This is a genomic window from Mesorhizobium australafricanum, from assembly GCF_033977265.1.
GTDB classification, from domain to species: Bacteria; Pseudomonadota; Alphaproteobacteria; order Rhizobiales; family Rhizobiaceae; genus Mesorhizobium; species Mesorhizobium australafricanum.
In genome coordinates this window covers 1-1,671 of the sequence record NZ_JAVIIT010000052.1, presented here as the reverse complement: position 1 = coordinate 1,671, position 1,671 = coordinate 1, and the positions used below count along the sequence as shown (strand labels likewise).

At 61.5% G+C, this 1,671-nt stretch carries 1 protein-coding gene; it reads right to left on the bottom strand.

The window, feature by feature from the left end; genetic code table 11:
• Nucleotides 1–7: 7 nt before the first annotated feature.
• Nucleotides 8–1,414, bottom strand: a complete 1,407-nt coding sequence (locus RFM98_RS31110) for an IS30 family transposase (RefSeq protein ID WP_320312286.1) — start codon at nucleotides 1,412–1,414, stop codon at nucleotides 8–10.
• Between the last annotated feature and the right edge of the window lie 257 nt (nucleotides 1,415–1,671).

Below are 1,671 nucleotides of genomic sequence, written 5' to 3'. Positions count from 1 at the left end.
GGCGGATTCAACCGGTCGTCGCAACAGCCTCGATCATATCTTGTTTGAGTAACTGGTCGAGAGCCTCTGCAGGCGTGCGCCAGCTTAACGTCTTGCGGGGTCTGGTGTTCAGAGCACGCGCTACAGCGCTGAGTTCATCGGGCCCATGCTGGCTGAGATCCGTGCCTTTCGGAAAGTACTGGCGCAGTAAGCCGTTGGTGTTTTCGTTGCTTCCGCGCTGCCAAGGGCTTTGAGGGTCGCAGAAGTAGATCGCGAGGCCAGTGTCGATCCGGAGTTGTACATGCTGGGCCATCTCCGCGCCCTGATCCCAAGTCAAGGATTGGCGGAGGTGTGCGGGTAGATCCATGATGGTCCCGGCGATGGCATCGCGGACCGCTTCGGCACCATGCCCGGCAAGAGCCGGGCCGTTTTTGACAGACTTGTCCTTGCCGTGGCGTTCCATGCGCGGCAGGTGCAAGAGCATTGTGAACCGTGTTGTACGTTCGACCAGCGTGCCGATCGCCGAGCTGCCGAGGCCGAGAATGAGATCACCCTCCCAGTGGCCCGGAACCGCTCTGTCGCCGATCTCTGCCGGACGATCGCTGATCATCAGCGCATCAGCGATGAAGGACTTGCCACGGTTACGAGCACGTTCGCGGGGCAAACGCAGCGCTCGCCCGGAGCGCAGACAGGCCGATAGCTCCCGCTTCAGGGCGCCTCGGCCCTGAATGTAAAGCGCCTGATAAATGGCTTCGTGGCTGATGCGCATGGTTAGGTCTTCGGGGAAGTCCAGCTTCAGACGCCGCGCAATCTGTTCCGGGCTCCAAGCTGTGGACCAGCGTCGACTTTGCCGATGAACGGCCCGTCGTCCTTTCCATACCACGACGGGACCATCGAAGGCGATGCCGTCGGGCGCGGTAATGAGGCCGGCGAGCCGGTCCTGTACGTAGTCACGAAGGGCAGGATTGGTTGCCAGCTTCCCCACCTTCGGCCGTCGTGCCGCTCGATCAGCATGCCACTGCGCGGTAATGGCCCGATAGTCGAAGTCTCCCCCACGCGTCGCCGAGTTGCGCCTGAACTCGCGGGAGATTGTGCTGGGCGACCGCCCCAGCTTGCGTGCGATCACACGCACTCCAGTGCCCCGAGCGCATTCCAAAGCTATTTCCTCGCGTTCTCGGAACGTCAGATTTCGGCTCGTGAGTGACGCCGCCGCGGGTGAAAGATGTGTGGGAGGCATTCCGCCTGAACTCCGAAACCACCGGATACCCACGGGGCCGGAGACGCCGGCTTCGGCGGCGGCCTCTTCACTGGACAGGCCTGCCGCCACTCCTCGCCAGAACCGGCACAGGTTCTCACGCTGCCACACTGGTGGCCGCCCTGGCGAGGACAATTTATGCCGAGTAGAGCGCTCCGATTTCCGTCTTCCTGTAGCCATGAACACCTCCTGGTATGGGTGTTGCGACGACCGGTTGAATCCGCCCAATATGCCTGCGGGGCCTACTCCGAACTTCTGCATCTTCACGGCATCCAGGCGAGCATGAGCCGTGTCGGAAATCCTTACGACAAACGCTAAGGCGGAGAGCTTCATGAAAACCCTGAAGCAGGAAGAGGTGCAAGGTCTCGCCTATAAGGATGCAGATGATGCCCGCAGGCGCATCGGCGCTTTCATCGATACCGTTTACAACACGCAGC